25 protein-coding genes and 1 riboswitch are annotated in these 22,206 nt (G+C 57.7%); of the genes, 22 read left to right on the forward strand and 3 right to left on the reverse strand.

The window, feature by feature from the left end:
- The first annotated feature begins 32 nt into the window (after positions 1 to 32).
- The 7 genes from LDN04_RS08870 (at position 33) to LDN04_RS08900 (ending at position 5,689) form a co-directional block, all read left to right on the forward strand.
- Positions 33 to 1,265 (forward strand): putative nucleotidyltransferase substrate binding domain-containing protein, encoded by a 1,233-nt coding sequence (locus tag LDN04_RS08870; protein WP_223908975.1) that lies wholly within the window; start codon positions 33 to 35, stop codon positions 1,263 to 1,265.
- 190 nt (positions 1,266 to 1,455) lie between these two features.
- On the forward strand, positions 1,456 to 2,091 hold the full coding sequence (locus LDN04_RS08875; RefSeq protein WP_223908977.1) for a hypothetical protein: 636 nt from the start codon (positions 1,456 to 1,458) through the stop codon (positions 2,089 to 2,091).
- Positions 2,092 to 2,192: 101 nt separating this feature from the next.
- Complete coding sequence (locus LDN04_RS08880) at positions 2,193 to 2,477, forward strand: hypothetical protein (protein WP_223908978.1); 285 nt, start codon at positions 2,193 to 2,195, stop codon at positions 2,475 to 2,477.
- Positions 2,478 to 2,545: 68 nt separating this feature from the next.
- Complete coding sequence (locus LDN04_RS08885) at positions 2,546 to 3,106, forward strand: helix-hairpin-helix domain-containing protein (protein WP_223908979.1); 561 nt, start codon at positions 2,546 to 2,548, stop codon at positions 3,104 to 3,106.
- 56 nt (positions 3,107 to 3,162) lie between these two features.
- On the forward strand, positions 3,163 to 3,567 hold the full coding sequence (locus LDN04_RS08890) for a YidB family protein (protein WP_374045145.1): 405 nt from the start codon (positions 3,163 to 3,165) through the stop codon (positions 3,565 to 3,567).
- A 510-nt stretch (positions 3,568 to 4,077) separates the two neighbouring features.
- On the forward strand, positions 4,078 to 4,425 hold the full coding sequence (locus LDN04_RS08895; protein ID WP_223908981.1) for a hypothetical protein: 348 nt from the start codon (positions 4,078 to 4,080) through the stop codon (positions 4,423 to 4,425).
- A 125-nt stretch (positions 4,426 to 4,550) separates the two neighbouring features.
- Positions 4,551 to 4,626: riboswitch (cyclic di-GMP riboswitch) on the forward strand.
- A 91-nt stretch (positions 4,627 to 4,717) separates the two neighbouring features.
- Complete coding sequence (locus tag LDN04_RS08900) at positions 4,718 to 5,689, forward strand: DUF4382 domain-containing protein (RefSeq protein ID WP_223908983.1); 972 nt, start codon at positions 4,718 to 4,720, stop codon at positions 5,687 to 5,689.
- A gap of 87 nt (positions 5,690 to 5,776) precedes the next feature.
- Here LDN04_RS08900 and LDN04_RS08905 read toward each other — a convergent pair whose 3' ends face one another.
- Positions 5,777 to 6,100, reverse strand: coding sequence for an RNA-binding protein (locus LDN04_RS08905; RefSeq protein ID WP_223908985.1), 324 nt, complete (start codon positions 6,098 to 6,100; stop codon positions 5,777 to 5,779).
- A 217-nt stretch (positions 6,101 to 6,317) separates the two neighbouring features.
- On the opposite strand from LDN04_RS08905, the gene LDN04_RS08910 reads away from it, so the two are divergent.
- From LDN04_RS08910 to LDN04_RS08920, 3 genes are all read left to right on the forward strand, one after another.
- On the forward strand, positions 6,318 to 7,955 hold the full coding sequence (locus tag LDN04_RS08910; protein ID WP_223908987.1) for an ABC-F family ATP-binding cassette domain-containing protein: 1,638 nt from the start codon (positions 6,318 to 6,320) through the stop codon (positions 7,953 to 7,955).
- A 62-nt stretch (positions 7,956 to 8,017) separates the two neighbouring features.
- Positions 8,018 to 8,821: a rhomboid family intramembrane serine protease gene (locus tag LDN04_RS08915; protein WP_223908989.1), complete on the forward strand. Its 804-nt coding sequence runs from the start codon at positions 8,018 to 8,020 to the stop codon at positions 8,819 to 8,821.
- Positions 8,822 to 8,999: 178 nt separating this feature from the next.
- Complete coding sequence (locus LDN04_RS08920) at positions 9,000 to 9,485, forward strand: ferritin family protein (protein WP_223908991.1); 486 nt, start codon at positions 9,000 to 9,002, stop codon at positions 9,483 to 9,485.
- 68 nt (positions 9,486 to 9,553) lie between these two features.
- On the opposite strand, the gene LDN04_RS08925 is transcribed toward LDN04_RS08920, so the two are convergent.
- On the reverse strand, positions 9,554 to 10,216 hold the full coding sequence (locus tag LDN04_RS08925; RefSeq protein ID WP_223908993.1) for an OmpH family outer membrane protein: 663 nt from the start codon (positions 10,214 to 10,216) through the stop codon (positions 9,554 to 9,556).
- A 207-nt stretch (positions 10,217 to 10,423) separates the two neighbouring features.
- Between LDN04_RS08925 and LDN04_RS08930 the strand changes: the two genes are divergently transcribed.
- From LDN04_RS08930 to LDN04_RS08945, 4 genes are all read left to right on the forward strand, one after another.
- Positions 10,424 to 11,614 (forward strand): pyridoxal phosphate-dependent aminotransferase, encoded by a 1,191-nt coding sequence (locus LDN04_RS08930; RefSeq protein WP_223908994.1) that lies wholly within the window; start codon positions 10,424 to 10,426, stop codon positions 11,612 to 11,614.
- A 190-nt stretch (positions 11,615 to 11,804) separates the two neighbouring features.
- Positions 11,805 to 13,181 carry a sigma-54 dependent transcriptional regulator gene (locus LDN04_RS08935; protein WP_223908995.1) on the forward strand — a complete coding sequence of 459 codons (1,377 nt, stop codon included), beginning with the start codon at positions 11,805 to 11,807 and terminating at the stop codon, positions 13,179 to 13,181.
- A gap of 24 nt (positions 13,182 to 13,205) precedes the next feature.
- Entirely contained in the window at positions 13,206 to 13,748 is a 543-nt protein-coding gene (locus tag LDN04_RS08940; protein ID WP_223908996.1) for a carbonic anhydrase, read from the forward strand.
- Complete coding sequence (locus LDN04_RS08945; RefSeq protein ID WP_223908998.1) at positions 13,748 to 14,143, forward strand: FxsA family protein; 396 nt, start codon at positions 13,748 to 13,750, stop codon at positions 14,141 to 14,143. The genes LDN04_RS08940 and LDN04_RS08945 overlap by 1 nt, the downstream gene beginning before the upstream one ends.
- Before the next feature lie 31 nt (positions 14,144 to 14,174).
- On the opposite strand, the gene LDN04_RS08950 is transcribed toward LDN04_RS08945, so the two are convergent.
- Positions 14,175 to 15,182, reverse strand: coding sequence for a DUF3187 family protein (locus LDN04_RS08950; protein ID WP_223909000.1), 1,008 nt, complete (start codon positions 15,180 to 15,182; stop codon positions 14,175 to 14,177).
- Positions 15,183 to 15,373: 191 nt separating this feature from the next.
- Here LDN04_RS08950 and LDN04_RS08955 point away from each other — a divergent pair, with 191 nt between their 5' ends.
- The 8 genes from LDN04_RS08955 (at position 15,374) to LDN04_RS08990 (ending at position 21,948) form a co-directional block, all read left to right on the forward strand.
- A complete protein-coding gene (locus tag LDN04_RS08955; protein WP_223909002.1) occupies positions 15,374 to 15,655 on the forward strand; it encodes a DUF503 domain-containing protein in 282 nt (93 codons plus the stop codon).
- Positions 15,656 to 15,837: 182 nt separating this feature from the next.
- Positions 15,838 to 16,416 carry a superoxide dismutase gene (locus LDN04_RS08960; protein WP_223909004.1) on the forward strand — a complete coding sequence of 193 codons (579 nt, stop codon included), beginning with the start codon at positions 15,838 to 15,840 and terminating at the stop codon, positions 16,414 to 16,416.
- A 21-nt stretch (positions 16,417 to 16,437) separates the two neighbouring features.
- The gene (locus tag LDN04_RS08965) at positions 16,438 to 16,941 is read left to right on the forward strand and encodes a type 1 glutamine amidotransferase domain-containing protein (RefSeq protein WP_223909006.1); all 504 of its coding nucleotides are present in this window, start codon (positions 16,438 to 16,440) and stop codon (positions 16,939 to 16,941) included.
- Positions 16,942 to 16,977: 36 nt separating this feature from the next.
- The gene (locus LDN04_RS08970) at positions 16,978 to 17,400 is read left to right on the forward strand and encodes a quinol oxidase (RefSeq protein ID WP_223909008.1); all 423 of its coding nucleotides are present in this window, start codon (positions 16,978 to 16,980) and stop codon (positions 17,398 to 17,400) included.
- Positions 17,401 to 17,659: 259 nt separating this feature from the next.
- On the forward strand, positions 17,660 to 18,874 hold the full coding sequence (locus tag LDN04_RS08975; RefSeq protein WP_223909010.1) for an efflux RND transporter periplasmic adaptor subunit: 1,215 nt from the start codon (positions 17,660 to 17,662) through the stop codon (positions 18,872 to 18,874).
- 10 nt (positions 18,875 to 18,884) lie between these two features.
- A complete protein-coding gene (locus tag LDN04_RS08980) occupies positions 18,885 to 19,607 on the forward strand; it encodes an ABC transporter ATP-binding protein (protein ID WP_223913365.1) in 723 nt (240 codons plus the stop codon).
- Between the two features lie 17 nt (positions 19,608 to 19,624).
- Entirely contained in the window at positions 19,625 to 20,782 is a 1,158-nt protein-coding gene (locus tag LDN04_RS08985; protein ID WP_223909011.1) for an ABC transporter permease, read from the forward strand.
- Positions 20,782 to 21,948 (forward strand): ABC transporter permease, encoded by a 1,167-nt coding sequence (locus LDN04_RS08990; protein ID WP_223909012.1) that lies wholly within the window; start codon positions 20,782 to 20,784, stop codon positions 21,946 to 21,948. Before LDN04_RS08985 ends, LDN04_RS08990 begins: the two co-directional genes overlap by 1 nt.
- Positions 21,949 to 22,206 lie beyond the last annotated feature (258 nt).

Genomic DNA, 22,206 nt, shown 5'->3' on the forward strand with positions numbered 1-22,206 from the left:
CCCCCTTTTTTATGTAATCGTGGACACATTTCATGCCTGTACACCTTGACAGCATAGGTGAGATTGCTCCGGACGACCTGCTCGACAGCATCATGCAGCGAATCCGGGGTTTTCTCTCTCTCCTTGATCGGGACGAAATCCAGTATTTGCTGGCAGCCCTGGATGAAGACGTCGGCAGAGAGGTGGGGGCGCTGCAGGGGCTTGCAGACCGCCAGTCGGCTTTGCTGGCGCAGGTTCGGGAAGCCTCCAGCTACGAGCCGCTCAAGCAGATCCATGATTATCTGAATAACCAGGAGCTGGAACGTTTCCTGAAAATACAGTCGGTCACTTCCCTCCACAAGAACTGCACTGAATACCGGGACATGCTGGCAGGCCGGGCAGTGGACCTGGTTACCCGGGAGATGGCGGAAACAGGGAGAGGTGCACCGCCGCTCCCCTTTTCTCTCGTCAGCATGGGGAGTGATGGCCGGGAAGAACAGACTCTCATCACTGACCAGGATTATCTCATCGTTTATGCCGACGACGGGGGGGAGGAGGCCGACGTCTGGTTCCGGGATTTTTCCGGTCTGCTTGTGGAACGTCTGGCGGAAATCGGCTTCAAAAAATGCACCGGCGACATCATGCCGACCAACCCCACCTGGAGGGGGTCACTATCCCAGTGGCGGAAGCGGCTTCTCTCCATCGTCCGTTACGAGTTCGAGGACTACGCTAAAAACCTCATGGACCTCATTGTCCTTTCCGACGCACGATACGTTGCGGGTGACCGGGAGCTTGCCCAGTCCCTCATCGAGTTGATACGAGGCCTGGAGCAGGATTATTTCCAGGTCCTCTGGGGGATGGCTAAGGCAGCTACCGAGATGAAGCTTGCCATTGGTTTCCTGAAGCGAATATGGGTTGAAGGGTCCGGCGAACACAAGGGAGAATTCAATCTGAAGCTCCTTGCCTGGGCGCCTCTGGTCATGAACGTGCGGATACTCGCCATTAACCAGGGTGTTCCTGTCACCAGCACCCTGCGCCGCATCGAACTCCTCCAGGAAGAGAAAAATTTATCCGCAACCACCGCCGGCGACCTCATGGAAGCCTACCACGTGCTCACCCGCCACCGCATCCTGCTCCAGATCAAAGTTATCAAGGGGATACAGAAGGATTCCTATTATCTCAACCCTTATGAACTTCCGGCCGATGAGCGGGAGCAGATACGAAGTGCCATCCTTCGCATTGAAGAGCTGCAGAAGATTATTCATACCAACTTTTCCATCATGTAATCGCTCAATTCTCCCTTTCATTGGTCCTATCCCGTTCTCTTCCGTTGACATGGCTTTCGTGTATGTGTAGTAATGAAAAAATCCAACCAATGACTGATCCCGTAAATGGGTACTCAGCGACGTCTTTGCAGAATGTAGCAACCGGGAGCGAGCCGATCGCGCCGATGGTGCTTCAGAGGGGAACGAGTATATGACGCAGGACAAGGATGATCGGAAACGGCCGCACCTTCGGCTGGTTGTGGATAACGCGGAGAAACGGGTCAGCCATCCGGTGGACACAGGAGAAGAATTCATTCCCCTTGAAGATCTTCTGACCCGTCGTGATGACTTCAGGACTCTCTTCTATCAGGAACTGAGCCCTTGGCAAGCAAAGGCCTATGAAAAGCTGGAGCGATTTTTCTCGGCCAGGGAATGGCCCTATGGGCTTGATCCCGAGCATGGGAGACTCATGGTGCTCCCCATTGGCATTGTCTGTCCCGAAGCGGTTGAGTACGGCAGTGTCCCCCAAGACGAAGTGCTCGTCTATGTTGCGGAAGATCTGGAAGGAAACGGGCTCAGTCTGTCCGTCGAAATGATCCTCCCTTACTTCAGTGAAGACGAAGCGGTGATGGAGGAGGCGTTCCTCTATTCCACCCCCGTCCACCAGTACGGCACCATATTTCTCGAGGAAAACCGCCATGACGATCTGCTCGATCTCATGTATCGCCTGACCTTTCCCCTCTTTCCCCCCGCATTGTCAGGGCGTCTCCTGGCCCGCCTGTTCTCTGTTGCCGCCTTCGAGTTCCGGGAAACCTGCCGGATTCTCACCGAGTTTCCCGAAGGATGACCCAATATCCCATAGTCTGGCAGCTTGGCACCCCATCTTGACATCTGCTGATCTGTTGGTATCTATAAGTTACTTATCTTGTTCGTGAAAGGAGTATGTCCATGAAATTTGCTGCTGCACTCACGGGAATCGCGTTGCTGGTCGCTTCAACAGCCATGGCCGGTGGGACCAAAACCTACCAGGTGACGGGGCCGGTGCTCGAGGTGAAGGAAGATGTCGTGGTGGTTCAGAAGGGGAAGGAGAAGTGGGAGATCGCCAAGGACAAGGACACCAAGGTAACGGGCGACCTGAAGGTGGGAAGCAAGGTGACGGTCATGTACACCATGAAGGCTGCGACCATTGAAGCAAAAGGCGAAGCCAAGGGAGATGCAAAGAAGAAAAAATAACTCCATCTTGAATTTTGACTGATGTCACCCTTGATTTGCAGGTTTCCGCGAGAAGTAAGGAGGAACAAATGAAGATGTCCCGCGTGTTTTTATCAATCATTATGATCATGTCCCTGAGTGTCGTCTGCCAGGCCGAAACCAAGGCGGCTCCCAAGGCAGATGCAAAAAAAGCAGGCGCAACGGCGAAGGTGGATGTGAATTCCGCATCCTCTGCGGAACTGGAGAAACTTCCCGGCATCGGTGCCGCGACGGCAAAGAAAATTATTGCCGGCCGGCCGTATGCTGCGGTTGGCGACCTTGCCAGAGCGGGGGTTCCTGCAAAGACCATCGAAAAAATAACTCCTTTGGTGGTCGTTGGTTCAGCTGCGGCTGTTCCTGCCAAACCTGCGGCGCCGAAGGCACTTTCCCTGCCGGCTGCCGCAACTCCTCAGGCTGGTGCTGCGGCCAAATCCGTTAAACCTGCCACGGCTCCGCCGGTCGGAAAGGATACGGTCTGGGTCAACACGGACTCCAAAATCTATCATAAGTCAGGTAGCAAATGGTACGGTAAGACCAAACAGGGAAGTTACATGCCCGAGTCCGAGGCGATCAAGGCGGGATATCGGGAGTCCAAATCGGGAGCCAAGTAGGGCACAGACGCACCGGTATCTGGTGTAGCAGACCGCAGGGCAAAGAGGAGGTTACCATGGGACTGTTTGACGAGATAGTCGGCAAAGCTTCCAGTATGCTGGGTGGCGGGGAGGGAGAACAATCCGGGCTTGTGGGCGGAGTAATGGAAATGCTTACCGACAAGGGCGGACTGGGCGGACTGGTGCAGTCGTTTGAGGAGAAGGGGTTGGGTGGCGTCATTTCATCGTGGATTGGGACGGGGGAGAACCTTCCTGTTTCCGCAGAACAGATACAGCAGGTGCTTGGAAGCGATACGGTGCAGAACCTGGCAGCTAAGGCAGGTATTGCACCGGAGGAAGTGAGTGGAAAGCTTGCGGAGTTTCTTCCTGGGATCGTTGACAAGATGACCCCGGATGGAACCGTTCCAGAAGGTGGCTTGTTGGAAAAGGGGTTGGAATTCCTCAAGGGGCGGATGTCCTGACCCGCGAGCAGTCGTCTGTTGCATGCCTATTGGTAACGGTAAGAAAAATGGGGTGCCCTCCCGGGGCGCCCTTTTTTGTCAAGATCACGAGAGGGTAAAATGAAATTGACAATCAATATTATGTGGGGTAGTGTTATATCAGAAAGAGATTCTTTCCCGAAAGGTGGGTTGAGCCATGAAAGGCGGAATGCAGAATGCCAAAGTCTGTAACGTCGAAGACGCATCCGAACGTCGGAAGATGTCCGCGCACGCCGCATTCTCGTGTGGAAAGTGCGGTGCCCGGGCTGATGCAGCGGCAAACGTCTGTGACCCGGTGTTCATCTCTGATACGGGCACGTTTGGCGAATAAATGGTGTCAGGTGACAAGAAAGGGAAAGGCCCGCGAATGTGGGCCTTTTTCATATTCGCCGTCGGCAATGTCGTCAAAACCCGCTGAGGGCTTAACCGGGCTCTTTGACGCCAGCCCTCTGTCATGGTAAAGTGTCACGAGGTTTGAAGAAGGAGGTTTCCATGCGAAAAATGCTGATGAGTGTTGTTGCGGCACTTTTCCTCGTCACTCCGGTTTGGGCTGATAACTCGATCAAGGAAAAAGGGAAAGAGGTTGGTAAAGCCTTCAAGGATGCAGGAAAGGAGACCGGCCAGGCCTTCAAGAAAGGCGGAAAGGAGGTCGGTCATGCCTTCAAGGAGGGGGGCAAGGAGGTTGGACAGGGGTTCAAGGAGATGGGGAAGGAAACAGGAAAAGAGGCGAAGAAAGCGGGCCGGACGATGGGAGAGTGGTTCCGGGATGCCGGCAGTAAAACCGGTGATGCGTTCAGGCAGATGGGGCGGGATATCAGGAAATTCTTCAAAGGAGAGTAGAGGGGGCGACTGGGAAATCTGCCCGTGTATGCCAATGCCGGTGCTGACTGGTCCGTGTCACGAAGCTTGACAAGCGCGCCGTTTCTGTTCTAATTAGGGGCAACAAGTCTCTTTCAGAGATGGTAACACGATAATACTCAACCATCCGCGAGGATGGGGCGGAAAGCCTACGGGTCTCACCGAGACAGCCGGGTTGCCGAAATATCATCCATATTTCTGCCCCGGCTGTTTTTGTTTTGCAAAAGAGTCGGCGGGGTGGAAGGGGCAATTCTATCCTATGGAGGTATTCATCATGGCGAGTAAATTTATCAAGGGATTGGGTTTGGGAGGTGTGATGTTGCTGGTGGTTCTCGCGATTGGCCAACTGCCGGGTTGCGGTGGGGGGGGCGGTGGCAGTGCGGCAACAACCGGCACACTTCAGGTCGGCATTACGGACAGTCCAGCATTTCGGGATTTTTCCAGTGTGCACATCAGGGTTACTAAGGTAGCTGTTGTGCCGGCCGGTAAGGAAAATGCGAATGACAACGATCCCGGACTGCCGGTCATAGCCGATTTCACGGCCAGCGGAGGACAGGACGTTGACATTCTCAAGCTCCACTTTCTGCAACAGCTCCTTGGGGAGGCGGTTATCCCCGCGGGAACGTACAACCAGGTCCGCCTGATCCTTGCTCCCAACCAGCCAAACCTCAATAACTACTTTATCCTGGCCGGTTCCACGACGAAGACCCCCCTTACCACTCCAAGTGCCCAACAGACAGGAGTAAAAATTGTCGGCCGCTTTACCGTGACTGCAGGGACGCTGAACACGATCCTCCTGGAATTCAATCCCGATGCGGCCATCGTCAAGGCGGGGAATTCGGGTAATAACAATCTCAAACCGACCGGCATTCGTATTCAGCAGGTATTGACGGGACTGAACACCACCACCGGATCAATCTCGGGTATGATCCGCTCGCCGGGCTTTGCGACCTGGTCCAGCGCGACCATATCGGTCGTGCCGCGCAACCCGGCGGCGCCGGCAATGGTCAGCGGGGATGTCTTCAGCAACTTCAGCAGTCCCAGCGTCTGGAAGGCGCCATTCATTGCCTATGTACCGCCGAACGGTTCGGCAATGATGTCGTCCACTTCATACAAAGTCTTTATCAATGTCGTGAATCCGGGGAGCAAGTTCCGTGTCTATTCCTCTCCATCCATAACTGTGCAGGCCAATACCGATAACCCCGTGCCGCCGAGTGGCACGGCGAACCTGATCCTGGCTCCGTAGTGGTATGTAGGTTTCCAGAGAAAAGGCCCCCCGCGTTAGCGGGGGGCCTTTTCTCGTCTTGTGCTTTTAATCCCCGTAACCCGGAGATTATTTTTTCCCTCTGCCGGGGCCTTTCCCCTGTCCCGGTTTCCGCTGATACCCGCCGGGTGGCTGCGCCTTCGGTTTTTGTGGTTTGGCTTCAGTGACGGTTATGAGGCGGCCGAGAAGCAGCGCGCCGTCAAGGCTCTCTATGGCATCCTTCGCCTCATCGGCAGTGGACATTTTAACGTACGCGCACCCCTTGAACTTCCCCGTCTGGGGATCGGTTATCAAATGGATCGAACTGACCTTCCCGGAGACCGCGAACAGGCCCCTCAGGTCATCCTCACTCGCGTCGAACGAGATACTTCCTACGTAGAGCTCTCTTCCCATGGCATCCTCTTATTCTGGCATTTTCTTGGAAAATTGGCAGAGTTCGGGAAATGTGTCAAGTTATTCCGTCCAAACGGATGCAAAATATGGAGTAATTTCCGTTCTCATGAAATAAGTGATTGCCGCATGGCAGGTAATAATGGTATGCTCAACTCAGAATGTGAACCACAGGGTGCACCCCTGTGGTTTTTTTTGTCCAGAAGGGAGTAATCAAGTCATGATAAGTGCAGCGAACGTTTCCCTCTCCTACGGGAAGAGGGTCATCTTCAAGGACGTCAACATAAAGTTCATGCCGGGGAATTGTTACGGTCTGATCGGTGCCAACGGCGCCGGCAAGTCCACGTTCCTCAAGATACTGGCCGGTGAGGTGGAAGCGGACAAGGGAACGGTCACTCTCGGCCCACGGGAACGGATCGCGGTGCTTCGCCAGGACCATTTTGCCTTCGATGAAGAAACGGTTTTCAACACCGTGATGATGGGACACACCCGCTTGTACCGGGTGATGGCCGAGCGGGATGCGATTTATTCCAAGGGGGATTTCTCCGAGGCGGACGGGGTCCGTTCGGCGGAATTGGAAGCCGAGTTTGCCGAGATGAACGGCTACGAGGCCGAGTCGGAGGCGGCGGTACTTCTCAATGGTCTCGGTATCCCCGAGGAACTGCGCAACCTGAAAATGAAAGAACTGGAGGGGGGAGACAAGGTACGGGTGCTCCTGGCCCAGGCGTTATTCGGCAACCCGGATGTGCTTCTTCTGGACGAACCGACCAACAACCTGGATCTCAAATCCATCGCCTGGCTGGAGGATTTTCTCTACCGCTTTTCGAACACGGTCATCGTCGTTTCCCATGATCGCCACTTTCTGAACCAGGTCTGCACTCACGTGGCCGATATCGACTTTGGGGTGATAAAGGTCTATACGGGCAACTACGACTTCTGGTACCAGGCGAGCCAACTCAACCTGAAGCAGAAACAGGACGAGAACCGAAAGGTCACCGACAAGGCCAACGAACTGAAGGAGTTCATCCAGCGCTTCTCCTCCAATGCCTCAAAGGCGAAGCAGGCTACCTCCCGGAAGCGGCTCCTGGAGAAGCTGACCATCGAGGAGATGCCGGTCTCCTCCCGCAAGTACCCTTACGTGGTGTTTAAACCGGAGCGCCCCTGCGGAGACATCATCCTTGAGATAGATGGCCTCTCCAAGTCTATCGACGGAGAGCCGGTGCTGACCAACTTTTCTCTTACCGTTCGCAAAGGGGACAAGATTGCCTTCGTCGGAGGGAACGGCCTGGCCAAGACCACCCTCTTCCAGATCCTGGCGGGGGAACTGGAACCGGACAGTGGCAGCTTCCGCTGGGGGGTGACCATCACCTCCGCCTATTTTCCCAAGGAAAACGGTGCTTATTTTGCCAACGACATGAACCTTATCGAGTGGCTCGGCCAGTATTCCCCTCCGACCGAAGGGGAAGCCTTCGCCCGTGGTTTCCTCGGCCGGATGCTCTTTTCCGGCGACGAGGCGCTCAAGAAGACCGGTGTGCTTTCCGGTGGCGAGCGGGTTCGCTGCATGCTTGCGCGGATGATGCTCACGGGGGCCAATGCCATCATCCTGGACGAGCCGACCAACCATCTGGACCTGGAGTCGATCACCGCATTGAACAACGGCCTCATCGCCTTCTCCGAAGTGGTGCTGTTCACGTCCCACGACCATGAATTCGTCTCCACCGTGGCGAACCGGATCGTGGAGATTACCCCCGGCGGAATCATCGATCGGGTGATGCGGTTCGATGAGTACCTGGAAGACGGCGAGGTGACACGGATCAGGGACGAACTCTGTCATGGACACCGGGAACTGAGCCTGTAGGGGCATCTTCTGCTTGTACCTTCGGCGAAAGGGTGCCATAAAAGAAAGCGGAGGGGAGAACCATGCCGCAGCGACTGCTCGACAGACTGGAGAGAACCTTTGGCCGTTTTGCCGTACCGAACCTGACCGTCTACCTTATTGCCGGACAGACGTTCTTCTACGTCCTCTACATGAGCGGCAAGCTGGAACGAAGTGTGTCCATCCTCTCCGCCGGTCGCCTGCTGGCGGGGGAGTGGTGGCGGCTTGCAACCTTTCCCTTCGATCCGCCGGGTCAGAGTGTCATCTTCGCCCTGTTTGCCTGGTACCTTTTCTATCTCATGGGGTCGGCCCTGGAAGAGCAATGGGGCTCCTTCCGTTACAACGCCTATATCCTCATCGGCTACCTCCTCACCGTCGCTGTCTCCTTTCTCATTCCCGACTACCCGGTGAGCAATACGTACGTCGCCGGTTCGGTCTTTCTCGCCTTCGCTTTCCTCTATCCCGACTTTACCCTGATGCTCTTCTTCGTCCTGCCGGTCCGGATCAAGTGGCTCGCCCTCCTGACCTGGCTCTACTACGGTTTCCTCTTCCTCGCCGGTGGCGGGGCAACCCGTCTGCTGGTTCTGGCATCCGTCGGCAACTTCCTTATCTTCTTCGCCAATGACCTCCGCTGGCTGCTGAAGCGGGAGGGACGGCAGCTGGCAAGGAAGAGTTGGCAGCCTCCCGTCCGGCGCGAGGACGAATCGCTCCACCGCTGTACGGTCTGCGGCATCACCGACAAGACCCACCCTCGCATGGATTTTCGCTACTGTCCCCAGTGCACCGGCCAGCGCGGCTATTGCCAGGAGCACATCTTCAGTCATGAGCATGTAAGAGACGTGACTTAGTGAGAGGCGAGCGTCCTCTTTGTGCTCGGTTTCTCTCCCATCCTGTACGGCTGATTCCGCCTGCTCCTCCCCTCAACGATTAAAGCATGTCGGCCCGCCTGGAATTTTACCCGCCCCATGTTACTATCTACTAGATTACGAACTTATGTGCGGAACAGCCCGGTAGAGGGGAGGCGCTATGAATGTCTTCGATTTCGCGATGAAAATGGAGTTGGACGGTAAGGCGTATTACGAGAAGATGGCGGCGGAAACGAGCTTCAACGGCTTGAAGACCATTTTCACTATGCTGGCCGGCGACGAGCAGAAGCATTACGACACGGTGCTGGCCATGAAGGAGGGTGCCGACGGGGGGATGGCCTCAACCACCGTCCTGGAGAAGGCAAAGAACGTTTTTCAGGAGTTGGCGGGGGAGACGCACCTGCTTGGCGGAATGAAGAAGGACCTGGACGGTTACCAGCACGCCATGAAGATCGAGGCGGACAGCGTGCGGCTCTATGAGGATATGGCGAAAAGGGAGAGCAATCCCGATACTGTCATGCTGCTCTTGAAAATTGCCAGCGAGGAGAAAAAGCACTACAACATCATGGAGAATCTCTACGATTTCGTCCTGAAGCCCGAGTATTTTCTGGCATGGCGGGAGTTCGGCAACCTGTCGGAACTTTGAGCGTTCTGTCTCCGGTGGAAGATTAAAGGCGGGGCCGGACCCCGCCTTTCTTTATTGGCGAGTGGTTTCTACTTCTTCCCTTCCGCGGCATCGATCGCCTTGACGATCTCCTCCGTCAGGTCCTTGGCGTCAACGTTCTCCCCCATGAAGAGAAGTTCCTTCTTCACCACGACGGCAGCGAAGCCGTTGGCCTTGCCGTAGTCGGCGGCGGCCTTTTCGATGGCCTTGTAGAGCTTGCCGGACAGGTTCTCTTCCTTGGCCCGCATATCCTTCTCCGCGTTCTGCACATACTTCTGGTAATCCTCTACCTTTTTCTGGAACTCCTTCGCCTTGGCCGCCCGTGCCATGGGGGTCATGGTTTCGATCTTCGCCTCAATGGCGGCTTTCTGCTTCTCCAGTTGCTTCTGCTTGGCCTCGATCTGGCGCTTGTACTTGTCGGTCTTCGCGCTCATCTCGGCGAAGGCCGCCTTCCCCTGGGCGGTGTCGGTGGCGGCCTTGACCATGTCCACGTAGCCTATTCGAATGGTTTTGGCCGGCGTTGCGAGAGAGGGCGCCGCAGTTACCTTGACACCGGTCGGTGCAGCCGGCTTGGCGTCGGTGGCAGGGGTGACGGAGGTGGTTGTCGGGGCCGTTTTCTGTTCGCCGGCGGCTGCGGGCTCCGCTGCAACGGCGTGGAGGGCGAAGGGACCGGCAAGGGCTGCGACGACCGCCAGGGTGATGAGTTTTCCCATGAATTACCTTCTTTCTGTGGCAGCCGGTGGAGCCCGAACTGCCGGGAGTTGTCCGAACGGGAGGAGGATAAATCTTTTAGGGCGATTAGGCAACAAAGAATGCCCCAACCTTTTCCACCGGTCACTTACGCAACCTTCCCCTTGCGGTAAATGACGCGCTGTGGTAAAAGTGTTGCATTATTGCCACAGCAAAGGAGCGTGTGAATCATGGCCATTGCCACCAAGATAGCCGGGCACATCGAGCGGGCCTCGTGGATCCGGAAGATGTTCGAGGAGGGGGAGCGGCTCCGCCAGCAGTACGGAGCGGACAAAGTGTACGACTTTACCCTGGGGAACCCGGACGTGGAGCCTCCGCCTGCGTTCGAGGAGGAGTTCCGGCGCCTGGCGCTCAATCCCATTCCCGGCATGCACCGCTACATGAACAACGCCGGCTATGACGAGACCCGTGCCGCCGTGGCGGAGGTGCTTGCCGAGGCGTCCGGGCTGCCGGTCAGGGGGACGCACGTCATCATGACCTGTGGTGCGGGGGGGGCGCTCAACGTGGTGCTCAAGACCATCCTCAATCCCGGTGAAGAGGTGATCATCCTTACCCCCTTCTTCGTCGAGTACAAGTTCTACATCGACAATCATGGCGGGGTACCGGTGGAGGTCTGGACCGACCGGGCGACCTTCCAGCTGGACATCCCGGCCATAGAAGCGGCCATTACCCCTAAAACCCGTGCCGTCATCATCTGTTCCCCCAACAACCCGACCGGCGTCATCTATCCGGCAGAGAGCCTGCGGTTGCTGGGGGAGATGTTGAAGCGGAAAGAGAAGGAGCTGGGGCGGCAGATCTACGTCATCTCCGACGAGCCCTACGCCCGGATCGCCTATGACGGCAAGCATGTGCCGAATATATTCCCCCATGTGGACAACGCGGTCATCGTCACCTCCCACTCCAAGGACCTGGCGCTCCCCGGCGAGCGGATCGGCTATCTGGCTGCCAATCCGCGCATGGCGGAGGTGGAGCAGTTCATAGAAGGGGCGGTGTTCAGCAACCGGGTGCTCGGCTTCGTCAATGCGCCCGCCCTCATGCAGCGGCTGGTGGCCAAACTGCAGCGGGAGTCGGTGAATATAGCCCTTTACCAGGAGCGGCGTGACCTCCTCTGCGACTGTCTGACCTCGCTCGGCTTTTCTTTGGTGAAGCCGGACGGTGCCTTCTACCTCTTTCCCCGGTCCCCCCTGCCCGACGACGTGGAATTCGTCCGGATAGCGCAGCGACACAACATTCTGCTGGTCCCCGGCGCCGGTTTCGGTGCCCCCGGCTACTTCCGGATCGCCTACTGCGTGGAGAGGGGGATGATCGAGCGGAGCCTCCCCGCCTGGAGCGCGTTGGCGCAGGAACTGGGGCTCAAGTAGGGATTCGGTCACAAAAAAACAGAAATCCAAAGGCAGATTAACAGGGATATTCAGGATATTCAGGATGAAATTCATTCAACTCGGGTTTGTTTGTTAATCCTGTTCATCCTGTATATCCCTGTAAAAATAATGTTTTCGGGTTCGGGTTTTCTGTATTTTCCTATCCTTTTGTACAGATCGGACAATGTTTATGGGCGCGACAATACTGGTGGTGGACGACGAGGAGAGCATCCGGACCTCCCTGGCGGGAATTCTGGAGGACGAGGGGTATGCAACCCAGTGCGCCGTGGACGGGGTTGAGGCGCTGGAACTGGCGAAGAAAGAACTGCCGGACCTGGTGCTGCTGGATATCTGGATGCCTCGACTGGACGGGATGGATACCCTGAAGAAGCTGAAGGAGCTCTATCCCGACCTGGCCGTGGTGATGATGTCCGGCCACGGGACCATCGAGACGGCAGTCCGGTCGACCAAGATGGGGGCCTATGATTTCATTGAGAAGCCCCTCTCCTTGGAAAAGGTGATCGTAACGGTTGCCAACGTCCTGAGCATGCGGCGTCTGAGGGAAGAGAACGACTCCCTCCGCGGGCTGGTGCTGCAGGATCACGAGATGGTCGGTACTTCGCCCCTTCTCAAGCAGTTGCGGGAAGAGATCGCGCTGGTTGCTCCTTCCAACGCGTCGGTCCTGATCACCGGAGAAAACGGGACCGGCAAGGAACTGGTGGCGCGCGCCATCCACTACCACAGCCCGCGTCGGGACAACCCCTTCATGGAGATCAACTGTGCAGCAATTCCCGAGGAACTGATCGAAAGCGAGCTGTTCGGCCACGAACGGGGCGCCTTTACCGGTGCTGTGGCCCAGAAGAAGGGGAAATTCGAATTGGCAGACGGTGGCACCATGTTCCTCGACGAGATTGGCGACATGTCCCTCAAGACCCAGGCGAAGGTGCTCCGTGTCCTTCAGGAGAGAAAGTTCGAGCGGGTAGGAGGGACCCGGACACTCGAAGTGGACGTGCGGATAGTGGCCGCCACTAACAAGGTGCTGGATGAGGAGATCCGTGCCGGCAATTTCCGCGAAGACCTCTTCTACCGGCTCAACGTGGTTTCTCTCAAGGTCCCTCCCCTGCGGGAGAGGAGCGCCGACATCCCAGCCCTTATCGCCCACTTCCTGCAGATGTTCAGCCGGCGGGAAGGGCGCCAGCAGAAAATGATGGTACCCGAGGCGGTGGCGCACATGAAGCAGTACGATTGGCCGGGGAACGTGCGAGAGCTGAAGAATATCATCGAGCGGCTGGTGATCATGGCTGCGGGGCAGACGATCAGTGTTTCCCAGCTTCCCGACTATATCGCCGGTGGCGAGGAGGCGCGAGGACTTGGAGGGGGGAGACTCGACAGTGTTCTGGAACGGAATTCACTGCGGGAGGCGCGGGAAGAGTTCGAAAAAGAGTTCATTATCCAGAAGCTGGAAGAGCACGATTGGAATATCAGCAAGACCGCCGAATCGATCGAGCTGGAGCGGAGCAATCTGCACCGCAAGATCAAGAGTTACGGCATCGATCTGAAGAAGTGAACATCACTACGTGGAGGTTTGCCGATGACGCTGTTAGACTCCATTCTCGACGCCAACAGAAAATTCATCCATCCCGGTGCCTTTCCCCCCTTGCCGAAGAACCCGAAAAAGCAGTTTGCCATTTTTACCTGCATGGACACGCGGCTGGTTGATTTCCTCGAACCGGCCATGGGTATCCGCAGGGGTGACGCCAAGGTTATCAAGAATGCGGGGAATACTATCATCGATCCACTCGGCGGAGTGATCCGAAGCATGGTTGCGGCCATCTTCATGCTCGGGGTGGAAGAGATATTCGTCATCGGTCATCGGGATTGCGGTATGTCCAGCGTGGATGCGGACCATCTGAAGCAGCGGATGATCGAGCGGGGGATCGACCCCCATACCATCGAGGGACTGGTGCCCGATCTCTCCCAATGGCTCGGTGCCTTCGCCTGCCCCGAGGAGAACGTGGAGCGGGTAGTGAAGATCATCCGCTTCAATCCTCTCATCCCCAAGGACGTGGCGGTGCATGGACTGATCTTCTGTCCCGATGACGGCCACCTGGATGTGGTGGACCGGGGATACTGATGATCACCCGGCTTTTTCTCCTCTTTGCGGTCATCCCCGTCATCGAGGTCTATCTGCTCATAAAAGTCGGTCGGGTCGTCGGCGCCCTCCCGACAGTTGCGCTGCTCCTCACCATAAGCATGGCCGGCGCCTGGCTGGTCCGGCACCAGGGGTTCCACATTCTTCGTCGTATCCAGGATGAACTGGCCGTGGGGCGACTCCCCGCTGCCGATCTGGTGGATGGCGTCCTGGTTCTCGTCGGCGGCATCCTCCTTCTGGTCCCCGGCTTCTTCACCGACTTCATTGGCCTCTTCTTCCTTGTTCCCCCCACGCGTGCCGTTCTCAAGCGATTCCTCGGCCTCTGGCTCCAGGCCCGTCTCTCTCGCGGCACGACCGTCGTCGTGCGACGCTTCTGAATCATCCTTTGGCGATTGTCTCCTGCGGACGTTAAAACCTTATACGCAAGGCAACATGAATTCCGAAATCGGGGGAGGTGGTGAGGGCCAGCAGATCCTCGGCGACGGCGATGTCCAGTTCCGTATCGGGGGTAAAGGCGACGGTCTGGCCGAACACCCACTGGAGAGATGCTACGCTCAACTCCTTGATGCTGCTCCCCTTGTAGAAGGGGGTGTTACCGTAGAGTTGCATCTTCAGGGCGAGCCACTCCACCGGGGTCAGGCCGATGCCGAAACAGCCGAATGCTGCAACGTCCCGCTGCATGTCGGTCAGCACGTCACCCTTACCGACGGTCATCCCCCCAACTGCTCCGTAGAGACCCCATCCTTCGTACTGGTCCAGTGCGCTGAGCCAGAGGGCGAAATCGGTGCCTCCGCTCCCCTGGAACTTCCCGCTGTTGCCGGTCGGGAGTTTGAGGCTGGCCCGCAGAGCCACCGCCAGCGGTTCCGGACGGTCTTCCCGATAGAGCTGGACCCCTCCTGAAAGGCGAATATCTCCCACGCCGTCGTTGCCGTGACTGATGGAGAACCGTTCCGCACCGTTGCGGCTGTAGGTGAAAAGGAGCCGGTTTTTGGGCGCTTCGTCACGACCTGCCTGGGACATGTTGAAGACATGGTGCCACCACTGGATGGGGCTGTCGAATATGCCCCCGGTCTCAACGATGTAGGGGATATCGAGCCCCAGTTCGATGTTGTTCGTTACCCCGTAGCGGAAGGCGAGGGTGGTGCGGTAGGTCTCGCCGTCGAGGGTAATCGCTTCGGCTCCCTTGGTGTCGACGGCGAAATTGCTGGCAATGTCGAGTGAAAGGCGTGTGTCGAGCCGGCGGGCCGGTACGGTGGTCCCCGATTCGGGTGCCGGCAGCCCGTATATCTGCACCAATGGGCTCTGGTTGAAGGTCTGAAAAGGGGTTAGCTCCAGCGAAAAAGCAGGGTGGGGAATAGCCAGGGCACAGACGAGCAGCGCGAGGGACCAGAGGAAGTGATGCACACTGTTAATCACCTGAATCTCCTGGGATGGGGAATGGGCAGGGTGAACGAGTGGTGCCGATACTGTTTTTGCCGATGAGGCAACCCGGCACCCCTGTCGACACGACAAGTCTAAAGGGTTTCCCAGCCAAGTCAATTCCGTCGGATGCACAGGGGAAACGGCCTGTTATACTCACCCAATAAATCGACGTGTCAGGAGGTTACATGCACGTATTCTCCGCGCAGTTCCATCTCCATCTCCCCAGCAATTCCCTCAAAGGGAAGCGGGGGATAGTCAAGAGCCTGCTGGCAAGGGCACGTAACCGTTTCAACGTTGCAGCCGCCGAGGTGGATATGCAGGATGTGCCGGGTTCGGCCATGCTCGGCTTCGCGACGGTCACGGAAAGCCGTGTTGCCGGCCGACGTATCCTGGAACAGTTGGAAGAATGGCTCGTTGAGGAACGGCCCGACGTGGAACTCGTGGCCGTCGATATCGAGGAGTGCTGAGTTTGCAAATCCTCTGTCTATGGGGTTTTGTAGGGCTTTGGGGTGATTTGCAATTTCATCCGGCCATGGTAACGTTTCGTGTGGGCTGGAGTAGTTTCCTGTCGATGATCGCGGAAGGGGCACAATGCTGAACATGCCTGACGCTGTCGGCATGTGCCCAGATCAAAAAGGAGGCAAGGACCATGAGTTACACCGCAAAGGATTATGCGAAGCTTGTCGGAATGCCCGGTTTCAGCGAGACGCTGCTTAAAAACCATTTCACCCTCTACCAGGGGTATGTGACCAATACCAATAAGGTGCTAGATACCCTTGACCAGTTGCTGAAGGAGGGGAAAACCGCCACTCCCGAGTTTGCCGAGCTGAAACGCCGGCTGGGGTGGGAGTTCAACGGAATGCGGCTCCACGAGTACTATTTCGAGAACCTGGGGGGAACGGCTCCCCTCGACACGAACGGCACGCTGGCCAAGAAGCTGGCCGATAGCTTCGGCAGCGTTGACCTCTGGGAGAAGGATTTCAAGGGGACCGGTGCCATGCGCGGCATCGGCTGGGCGGTCCTGTACCAGGACCCGGCCAACGGCCGGCTCATCAATTTCTGGATCAACGAGCACGACGTCGGCCATCCGGCCGGTGGTACGCCGATCCTTATCATGGACGTGTTCGAACATGCCTTCATGCTCGATTACGGCCTGAAGCGGGTCGATTACATCGAGGCGTTCTTCAGGAACATCGATTGGCAAGCTGCGGAAGCCCGGCTGAAATAGGAGGACGTGCGGAGGTAAGGAATGAAAGCCCTGATCATCAGTGCAGACAACTTTGAAGATTCGGAACTGCTGGCCCCTTATTACCGGCTGCTGGAAGCTGGAATAGCGGTGGATATTGCTGCACCGGCGAAGGGGGAGATCACCGGCAAACATGGATATGCGGTGACAGTGACCAAGGCCCTGTCGGAAGTTGATCCGGCTGTTTACGATCTGCTCGTCCTCCCCGGCGGCAAGGCGCCCGCCGTCGTCCGCCGCGAAGAGAAGGCTCTGGAGGTGGTGCGGCATTTCTTTGCCGCGAACAAGCCGGTGGCCGCCATCTGCCACGGTCCCCAGACGTTGGTTAGTGCCGGCCTGCTCGGCGGGCGGCGTGCAACGTGCTATAAAACCGTTGCTGATGAACTGCGGGCTGCCGGTGCTCTTTACGAGGACAGGGAGGTGGTGGTGGACGGCAACCTGGTGACCTCCCGCGAACCGGCCGACCTGCCGGCATTCCAGCGGGAGATGATGAAGCTGCTCGAATCGTAAGGTTGCCGCGGCCAACAGGACAGGGAGGTGTGTCACATGAAACAATTGGTGATGATACTGGTTGCGGGGGTGCTATTGTACGGGTATTCTCCTGTCGTCGCCGAGGAAAAGCCTCAGCAGGAGAAGGTGTTCCGGGCGACGGTCGGCCAGGACGGCATACAGCATGTGGATATCGTCGGTGGGGGCTATTTCTTCAGGCCAAATCACATTATCGTCAGGGTGAATGTGCCGGTGGAACTCAGGGTCAAGAAGGAAGCGACCTACGTTCCCCACGATATCACCATGAAGGCTCCGGAAGCGGGGATCGATTTCAACGTGTCACTGGGCGAGGAGCCGAAAGTGGTCAAATTCACGCCGACCAGGACCGGTACCTACCCGTTTTACTGCGCCAAGAAGCTCCTCTTCTTCGAAAGCCACCGGGAGAAGGGGATGGAGGGGGTGCTCGACGTGGTCGAGTAGGATGGTGCCGGCGGTTATCACATTCTGTCGCTTCATCGGGCGTTGAAGGGCGCGGCATCCCGGCCGCGCCTTTTTTTGTTGCCGGTTCGCCCCCGACTTCTTTGTCATCATCTGCCGGAACGGCCCCATCCCCTTCTCTCCGGTCTTCATTTCGGCACTGTACATGACCGGAAATAGGTGCTATTTTTAGCTGCCGGAAGGTGAAGAGCGGGTCGTGCCGTGCGCGAAACCCGTATGACAGCCAGGAGTCGCCGCCACTATGGCCAATGAAGACCTGACGAAGCTGAAGATTGAAAAGAAAGCCATGCAGCGGTCCCCTCGTGCGTACAAGAGGCCCTTGTTCTGGATAGCGCTTGTCGTTCTCCTCGTTGTGGCAGTCGTTTTGCTGCGGGGGGGATTGGGGCCGCGGGTGGAAATAGAGACGACCACGGTGTCGCAGATTTACCCATCCCAGGGGTTCACCCTGCTCAACGCCAGCGGGTACGTGGTTGCCCAGCGCAAGGCGGCCGTGGCTTCGAAGGCAACCGGGCGGCTGGAGTGGCTTGGTGTCGAAGAGGGAAGCCGGGTCAGGGCTGGCGAGGTTCTGGCCCGTCTGGAGAATCACGATGTTGCTGCGGCCCGCGAACAGGCCTCTGCCAACCTGGTGACGGCAAAGGCCGGTCTGGAACAGGCTAGGGCCGAACTGGACGATGCCACTCTTGCCTTTAACCGACTGAAGGATCTTCTCGCTGGGGGGATCGTGGCGAAGGCCGACTTCGATGCGGCCGAGGCACGCTACCGGCGGGCCGTGGCCGGGGTTGCCGGAGCCCGGTCAGCCATACGGTCGGCGGAGGCGGCACTCAAAGGGGCTGAGGTGGCAGTTGAATACACGCTCATCCGGGCACCTTTCGATGCCGTAGTGCTGACCAAGGATGCAGATGTGGGGGATATCGTTACCCCCCTCGGTGCCGCGGCCAATGCCAAGGCGGCAGTGGTGACCATCGCCGACATGAAGTCCCTCCAGGTCGAGGCAGACGTGTCAGAATCCAACCTGGGGAAGGTGAAGGAGGGACAACCGTGCGAGATTCAGCTGGACGCCCTGCCGGACGTCCGGTTTCGCGGGGTGCTCCACACGGTTGTGCCGACGGCGGATCGGAGCAAGGCAACGGTCATGGTCAAGGTGCGCTTCCTCAACCCCGATCGCCGCATCCTGCCGGAGATGAGCGCCAAGGTGGCGTTTCTGGAACGGCCGGTCTCCGATACCGAACAACGGCCGAAGACGTCGGTGAGTCAGGCGGCGGTCCGGAGCCGGGACGGAAAGCAGGTGGTTTACCTGGTGAAGGGTGATCGGGTAGTGGAGAAGGTGGTGACTCTCGGCGAGCGGATCGGGGACCAGATCGAGGTCCTGAGCGGCATCCGGGCCGGCGACAAGCTGGCCCTGAAGCCGCTGGAAAAGCTGAAGGACGGGGCAAAAATCAAGACAGCGGAGAAATGACATCGTGGGCATGGGCAACGGCAATCCCCCCATTGTTGAAATTGTGAATCTCTCCAAGTCCTACCGGCGGGGGAGCCAGACCATCCCGGTGCTGGAGGATATCACCTTCGACATCGCCGACGGGGAATTTCTCGCCCTCATGGGGCCGTCCGGGTCGGGAAAGAGCACGCTCCTGAACCTCATCGCCGGCATCGACAAGGCGGATGAGGGAACAATACGGGTGGGGGGGGTCGATATAACATCCCTGTCCGATAAGGAACTTGCCGCGTGGCGCGCCGCCAATGTGGGGTTCATCTTCCAGTTCTACAACCTGATGCCGGTACTGACAGCGTTCGAAAATGTGGAACTGCCGCTTCTCCTGACCGGCCTCTCCCGCAGCGAGCGTCGCGAGCACGTGGCGTTGGCGCTGCAGGTGGTGGGGCTGTCTGACCGGGTGGATCATTATCCGGCCCAACTGTCGGGAGGACAGCAGCAGCGGGTGGCCATCGCCCGGGCGGTGGTGAGCGATCCTGCTATCCTGGTGGCGGACGAACCGACCGGTGACCTGGATCGGGTTTCGGCCGGGGAGATTCTGCAGCTCATGGACCGGCTGGTGCGCGAGTTCGGCAAGACCATCATCATGGTGACCCACGACCCGCGTGCTGCGGAGAAGGCCCGCATCATCCGGCACCTGGAGAAGGGGATACTCACCGATATTGACGGGCAACCTGCTTCACCGGTTGCCGGTTCCTGACCCCCGGCACCGGCACGATGTTCTTCCTTAAACTCATCATCCGCAATGCCTTTCGTCACAAGCTCCGGTCGACTCTCACCGTCGTCGGCATTGCCATCGCCATTATCGCCTTCGGCCTCCTGAGCACGCTCGTCGGTCTCTGGTACCATGGGGTGGAGGCTTCTTCCGCATCACGGCTTGTTACCAGAAATGCCATTTCCCTCGTTTTTCCCCTTCCCCTCTCTTACAAGGACCGCATACGTCAGGTTCCGGGCGTGAAAACCGTCTCGTACGGCAACTGGTTCGGCGGCATCTATATCGACGAAAAGCATTTTTTTGCCAACGAAGCGATGGAGCCGAAGAGTTTCCTGGAGCTCTATCCCGAATTCATCCTCACGCCGGAGCAGCGGGAAGCCTTTATCCGCGACCGGAAAGGGTGCATCGTCGGCAAGAGGCTCGCGGACACCTATGGCTGGAAGATTGGCGATCTTATCACCTTGCGGGGAACCATTTTCCCCGGCCAGTGGGAGTTCGTCCTGCGCGGGATCTACCGGGGAGCGGAGAAAGGGACAGAGGAACGTGCCCTCTTTTTCCACTGGGATTACCTGAACGAGACCCTGAAAAAGACCGCGCCGCGCAGGGCCGACCAGGTTGGTTTCTATATGATTGACGTGGAACGGCCGGAACTGGCTGCCGAGGTTTCGCAGGCAGTGGACGCCATCTTCAAAAATTCGTTGGCCGAGACGCTCACGGAAACGGAAAAAGCCTTTCAACTCGGCTTCGTTGCCATGACCGAGGCGATCCTGGTAGCCATCCAGATCGTTTCCTACGTGGTGATCGTCATCATCATGGTCGTGGCAGCCAATACCATGGCCATGACCGCCCGGGAGCGGATCGCCGAGTATGCGACCATGAAGACCCTCGGGTTTGGTGGATGGCATATCGCCGGCATCGTCTTCGGCGAATCCCTCGTTATTGCCCTTTCCGGAGGACTCCTCGGCGTGGCCCTGACCTTTCCGGCGGCGCAATGGATACAGGTCGAACTGGCCCAGTTCTTCCCGGCCTTTACCATTGCGCCCCATACCATTGCCCTTGATCTTCTGGCCGCCCTGGTCGTCGGGGTGGCGGCAGGGATATTCCCCACCTGGCGGGGAGCGACCATCGGCATCGCCGAGGGGCTGAGGAGGATCGGCTAATGGCGATTCCGTTCTCCTACAGCCTGCGCAACCTCTGGACTCGCAGACTTACGACGGTCTTGACCGCGTCCGGCATGGCCCTGGTGGTTTTTGTCTTTGCCGCTACCCTTATGCTGGCGGAAGGGTTGCGCAAGACCCTGGTGGAGACCGGTTCCTATGACAACGTGGTGATTATCCGCAAGTCGTCCAATTCCGAGGTACAGAGCGGCGTGGACCGGGCGCAGGCCTCTATCATCGAAAGCCAGCCCGAGGTGGCGCGGGGGAGCGATGGCCGGTTGTTGTTGGCGAAGGAGTTGGTGGTCCTCATCAACATTCCCAAACGGGAGAGCAACAAGCCTGCCAACGTGGTAATCCGGGGGATTGCCCCAGCTTCGCTTCTGCTCCGTCCCCAGGTGAGGCTGAGTGAAGGGCGCATGCCCCGGCCCGGTTCAGCGGAGGTCATTGCAGGCAAGAGCATCGCCCGCCGCTTCAAGGGGGGAGGGATCGGCGAAACCCTGCGCTTCGGCATGCGGGACTGGACCGTGGTTGGGATATTCGACGCCGGTACCACCGGCTTTTCCTCGGAGATATGGGGGGACGTGGACCAGCTGATGCAGGCCTTCCGCCGTCCGGTCTATTCGTCGGTCTCCTTCAAACTGCAGGATGTTACTGCGTTCGATCAGTTCAAACAGCGGGTTGAAGGGGATCCGCGTCTGACCGTGGAAGCCAAGCGGGAGACCAGGTATTACGAGGACCAGTCGGAGGCGATGGCGAAGTTCCTCCGCATCATGGGGATAACCCTGACAGTCATCTTCTCTCTCGGGGCGGTGATTGGCGCCATGATCACCATGTATGCGGCCGTGGCAAACCGGGTGGTGGAGATCGGCACCCTGCGGGCACTCGGGTTCCAGAAGATGAGCATTCTCGCAGCCTTTGTCATGGAATCGCTCCTGCTCGGGCTCCTGGGCGGGGTGGTGGGGCTGTTCGGTGCCTCCTTCATGCAGCTCATCACCATCTCTACCATGAACTGGCAGACCTTTTCCGAGCTTGCATTCAGCTTCACACTCACCCTCGATATACTCTGGAAAAGTCTGCTGTTTTCCGTCGGCATGGGGTTTGTGGGGGGAGTGCTTCCGGCGTTCCGGGCGGCGCGGATGAATATCGTGGAGGCGCTGCGGGCCAGCTGATTTTTCGTGAGTTGAACCGGGCTGTTCCTGTCTCTTCCCTTCTTATAGAGGTGTGATAAGGATTGACAACACATCGCCTGGCGATATAATGTGACAAACGTTAAAACATCGTTTCCCTTCCTGTCGCACGCCAACGCCATAACCGGCCGCTATTGCACATAATAAATCCTTTGCAGGTTTTGAATAATATATTGTCAGGTAATAATTTGGGGGGCGGCACGGATTTGTCCTGTTGTCCTTGCATTAATGGTAATAAAT

The organism is Geobacter sp. AOG1, assembly GCF_019972315.1.
GTDB lineage: Bacteria > Desulfobacterota > Desulfuromonadia > Geobacterales > Geobacteraceae > Geomobilimonas.